Genomic DNA, 4,627 nt, shown 5'->3' on the forward strand with positions numbered 1-4,627 from the left:
TGGGTTTGATGTCCTGACTTAAGTGACTATAGCTATAAATCATAAATTTATGCCCGCGATAGCTGCCAACAAAAATTTGTAATGGCAAAAATAGCCGTCAATAAAACCAGAATCCAAATAGATAATACAAGCATTGTTACGATCTTTGAGCCGATTTTATTCCCCATATTAAAGGGCAGAAAAACCATTCTATTATCATATTGCAATTGATTTTTTTGGGCTTCACTCAGAATGGAATTTTGCAAAATTTTATCCGTACATTCATCTGAGAAACTATTATTAAAAAGGCAGAGAATATTTGTCGTTCTCCGTCCCAATGTAAAGGTATTTGTTGTTTTTTCTCCTCTAATTAAGGTTTGTACCACCTCTAAGTTATTGGGCATAACTACCGAAATAATTTGAATCGTTATGCTAATAGCAATCAAAACAGCAATAAACCAGTTTTTTATTTTCTGATGTTGCCATCTTTGGATTAATAATGCGAGGAGAGGAACTATTATAAGATGTACGGATGTAACATGATATCTAGCCCCCCAAGCAACATCACCGCTCCAAAACTCGACCTTGCTCGTTAATATCAAAAACATCGCTAAGTTAAAGATATTTACAATTAAATACCACCGCATATAAGGCAACATCATCTTCCAAGTCAAAAATGCGATCGCTAAGCATGGAATCAACAAGGGATCGTAAATAAAGATACTTTTGGCAGGAGCAAAAAGCACACCCAAAATGCCAACTTCAGGTGAATTAATCAGGGGATAGTTGGGAGGAAGTGCGGGTAACTGCGCGAAAAATGGGTCGGTAGCCTGCGTTTGCATAAAAACACTGGAACCTGTAGCCCAGAAGTTTCCATACCGAAAGAAAGCAAGGGTTCTGTCAAATAAGGCGATCGGTAAAAATCCCGTAGTCCACAGCCATATACATTGCCATACACATTGCCATATTTCATATCTATTACGGCTTTGATAAGCAATACAGCCAAGGAGAAACATTAAAGAAGTAAGAGCATTAATAATACTAGTGTTACGAATTAAAACAGCAATTCCTATCGACAAGCCACTACCTATCGCAAACTGATATTTTCCCCTTTGTAAATAGACGAGGGAAAGAGCATAACTAGTCAAGGTTAAGAGAAGAATTTGATTATTTTGTTGGTGAATTTGAGCATAATTTAGGACTGTCGTTCCCATGAGCATCACGATGCTCGTTAAACCTGCAAGTTTTTCTTTAAACTCAAAAAGTCTTAATAGATAAAAACAAGCTATAACCATTGCCACATTGAGGGGGACAAAAATTAAGAAGCTCACAATTAAACGCCGTAAATATAGTTCAGGTATGGCGGATCTGTTGGGGATAAATCGATGCAGTTGCGTTCCGATCCAGTCCGCAGGAAGCATCAGCATCGACTGACCCAAATCATAATTGATATAGCGTTTTCCACCCGTTCCCATGAGTCCGCCACCAATTTCTCCACGAATAATAGGTTTAAAATCTGGAGAAACCTCTGGAGTTCCCGTCCACCAAGCATGAGCCATTTGCAATCGAAAATCGGTATCTGAACTTCCAAGTGAGCCTGTATTGATTACGCCAATCCATAACAGTGCAACTAGAGCAAGTTGGGTGACTATTTTCATCGGTTAGGTCATAGTTAGGGCTGACTAAAGAATAAACTAAAAGACAAAAGAGAGAGGCGGCGCGAAGCGCCGCCTCTCTCTTTTGTCTTTTATTGGCGGTAGTAATACCAATGCCCAAAATGGCGTTGCCATTTTGGGCATTGGTATAATGAGTTATTGGGCAAATCCTAATCATTTAAAGACTTTGCTTTGATTACAGCTTCACTCAAAGCTACCCACTGAGCGACATCGAGATCTTCGGCTCTCACCTGTGCGTTAATGCCCATATTTTCCAAAATAAGCACCAAAAGATCGCGATCAATTTCCGAGATCAGATTATTCCGCAACATTTTGCGCTTCGTAGCAAAACCCAGTGTGAGCAACCGATCTAAGAATTTCGGATTGCTGGCTGGGGTAGGTGTGGGACGCGGAATAATGCGGACAACTGCCGAATTAACTTTTGGGGGTGGATAAAAAGCAGTCGCAGGAACATCACAAACAAACTGGCATTCCGCAAGGTATTGAATCTTAACGCTGAGGGCATTGTACGCCTTATGTCCTGCCTTCGCAGCCAGCCGATCGCCAATTTCCTTTTGCACGAGCAGCACAATTTGCTCAAACTGATGAACTGGTTCGGACAATGTCCCCAATAGTTTTTTCAGAATTTCGCCAGTAATGTTGTAGGGAATATTGGCGATGACTTTGTTGGTTTCTGCGGGAAGGGGAATGTCGAGAATGCTCCCTTCAATTAGTTGAAAGTTCTTTTGCGTCATGGTTTTACGCAGTTTTTCACAAAGATCGCGATCGATTTCCACAGCGGTTAGTGACTCCACAAAAGGCAGGAGCAAACGGGTGAGATTACCCGTACCAGGACCAATTTCTAAAATGCGATCGCTTGGTTGCAATTGCCCCGCACGTAAAATTTTATTGAGGACATCATCGCTACGCAGCCAATGTTGCCCAAACTGCTTGCGCGGACGGATCTTGCTGGGGCTATAGATGAGACTTTCGGGGTTGGGCATTGGCGATCGCTGGCTAAAATAATTATGATAAGTAACTGAGCTAATCGCTCAGTTATTAACCCTATTTAGCGATAATAACTGAGATCGTTAATTTATTTTCGCTAAGCCGTTAGCGCTAAATGTGCCAAGCCAATTTCCTTCGTTTACCATTCGTCAAGCTAACCCGAGAGATGTTGGTTATGTATCCGAGATCTTGACTGAGAGCTTTTATCGTAGCGTCGATCGCCAAGTCCATTTTTTGCACCGATGCTTTGTTGATATGGTCTATCCGCTCCTGCGCTATGGCATCATGCTCGACCTTAGCAGTCGCTTTGGGGAAAAAACGCCCTGCTATGCCTGTCTGGTTGCCACCCATCCTGCTAACAAGTCTTTACCGATCGCCACCCTTGAGATTTGTATGCGCTATGTCCCCACCAAAGGACATCAAAATTTTTGGCTCGGTCGGGAAATGCAGCAACATCCCTATATTTTTAACCTAGCCGTCCATCCCCATTGGCGGCGACGGGGAGTAGCGAAACAACTTTTGCTAGCAGCAGAGGGAACGGTAAAGCAATGGGGATATTCGCAGTTGTATATGCATGTTCTCGAGGATAACCAAACCGCTCGCAATCTATACGATCGCGTAGGTTATCAAATGTACGACCGCGAGGGAAACTTAAACTATTGGCTGCTTAGAAAGCCAAGGAGATTTTTATTACAGAAAAAATTGCGATCGATCTAGCCATTAACCCAGAGGAGCGTCTCTCCCGCTAAGCGGGAGAGACGCTCCTCTAGGCTTTATACCAATTCACGAAAGTGTTGTCACACTTTCGTGAATTAAACACCAAACCCAGTAAGGTTTTGAGATTCCCAAAATGGCGTTGCCATTTTGGGAATTGGTATTATACCTATTCTTGTCTGAGCCAAGGATGAGATCGCGTTACAATAGTGGATAAGGTTAAACAAGATTAAACAAGCCCCTGTTAAAGGTGCTGCACCAAGTCCCCAAAATTGCCATAAATTACATACCCAATCAGGAGTACATCTGCCAACTATGACCATCGCAACCGATATTACTACCCCCACAGATCTCACTCGCGGTCAGAGAGAAAACGACCAAAGCTATCAAATGGCTCAATTAGCAGCGATCGCTGCGGATGATCGTAAGGGAGAAAATATCATTTTGCTCGCGATCGGTGAAGTATCGAGTTTGGCAGAGTATTTTGTCATTATTACGGGCTTTTCTAAGGCACAAGTACGTGCGATCGCGAGTAGTGCCGAAGAGAAAATTCTCGAAGAGTTCGGGCGCAAACCAAGAAATATCGCAGGCGAGCAAGACGGTACTTGGATTTTGCTTGACTATGGCGATTTAATCGTTCATTCCATGATGGCTCATGAGCGCGAATATTACGATCTAGAAGCATTTTGGGGACATGCCCCCAAACTTGAAGTGTTTTTGCCAGAGCCAGCACTAGAGCAATCGACCTAGACTCAGCTAACACCAATTCCCCAAATGGCGTTGCCATTTGGGGAATTGGTGTTAGCTCACTTCAGTGAATTGGTATTAAACGAAAGAAGTAGCGTGACGCTCTACATACCGCTACTTCTTCCGTTTAATGTTAAATAGCACGTCAGACAAGCGATAATTAAGCAATCTCTTTACAATTGGATATATCAGAATTTATGAAGGTTGGCGATCGCGTTCGTGTTAAGACACCGTTAAATGTCTTCCACCACCCTGAGCACAAAGGCAAAGCTTTTGATATTACAGGATTAGAGGGAGAAATTGTTCGCATCCATACTGAATGGCATGGTCGTCCGATCAGTCCTAACTACCCCTACGAAGTCAGATTTACGCCTAAGTTTGTCACCCACTTAGGCGACCATGAAATAGAATCAGCTAACTAGATGTAGCTCATGCATCTGCCTAAGTATTTAAGTAAGTGAGCTTAATTAAATATAAAACCCTAAAACCTGCGGCGCACGCGCAGCGTGCGCCGCAGGTTTTAG

Annotated in this window: 5 protein-coding genes; 3 read left to right on the forward strand and 2 right to left on the reverse strand. The window is 42.8% G+C overall.

The genetic code is table 11. The features are described from left to right. Positions 1 to 47: 47 nt before the first annotated feature. On the reverse strand, positions 48 to 1,637 hold the full coding sequence (locus AC805_RS00175; protein ID WP_055073538.1) for a hypothetical protein: 1,590 nt from the start codon (positions 1,635 to 1,637) through the stop codon (positions 48 to 50). Positions 1,638 to 1,804: 167 nt separating this feature from the next. Then, positions 1,805 to 2,638, reverse strand: a complete 834-nt coding sequence (gene rsmA / locus AC805_RS00180; RefSeq protein ID WP_055073539.1) for a 16S rRNA (adenine(1518)-N(6)/adenine(1519)-N(6))-dimethyltransferase RsmA — start codon at positions 2,636 to 2,638, stop codon at positions 1,805 to 1,807. 121 nt (positions 2,639 to 2,759) lie between these two features. On the opposite strand from rsmA, the gene AC805_RS00185 reads away from it, so the two are divergent. The 3 genes from AC805_RS00185 to AC805_RS00195 all read left to right on the forward strand — a co-directional run bounded on the left by AC805_RS00185 (position 2,760) and on the right by AC805_RS00195 (position 4,525). Further along, positions 2,760 to 3,359, forward strand: coding sequence for a GNAT family N-acetyltransferase (locus AC805_RS00185; RefSeq protein ID WP_055073540.1), 600 nt, complete (start codon positions 2,760 to 2,762; stop codon positions 3,357 to 3,359). A gap of 312 nt (positions 3,360 to 3,671) precedes the next feature. Beyond that, a complete protein-coding gene (rsfS, locus tag AC805_RS00190) occupies positions 3,672 to 4,106 on the forward strand; it encodes a ribosome silencing factor (RefSeq protein WP_055073541.1) in 435 nt (144 codons plus the stop codon). A gap of 194 nt (positions 4,107 to 4,300) precedes the next feature. Continuing rightward, the gene (locus AC805_RS00195; protein ID WP_009629191.1) at positions 4,301 to 4,525 is read left to right on the forward strand and encodes a ferredoxin-thioredoxin reductase variable chain; all 225 of its coding nucleotides are present in this window, start codon (positions 4,301 to 4,303) and stop codon (positions 4,523 to 4,525) included. Positions 4,526 to 4,627 lie beyond the last annotated feature (102 nt).

This window comes from Pseudanabaena sp. 'Roaring Creek' (genome assembly GCF_001402795.1).
Taxonomy (GTDB): Bacteria; Cyanobacteriota; Cyanobacteriia; order Pseudanabaenales; family Pseudanabaenaceae; genus Pseudanabaena.

What these genes read in the sequence shown, in the direction of transcription:
- AC805_RS00195 (WP_009629191.1), top strand. Translation starts at nt 4,301, where the DNA reads ATGAAGGTTGGCGATCGCGTTCGTGTTAAGACACCGTTAAATGTCTTC.
- rsmA (WP_055073539.1), bottom strand. Translation starts at nt 2,638, where the DNA reads ATGCCCAACCCCGAAAGTCTCATCTATAGCCCCAGCAAGATCCGTCCG.
- AC805_RS00175 (WP_055073538.1), bottom strand. Translation starts at nt 1,637, where the DNA reads ATGAAAATAGTCACCCAACTTGCTCTAGTTGCACTGTTATGGATTGGC.
- rsfS (WP_055073541.1), top strand. Translation starts at nt 3,672, where the DNA reads ATGACCATCGCAACCGATATTACTACCCCCACAGATCTCACTCGCGGT.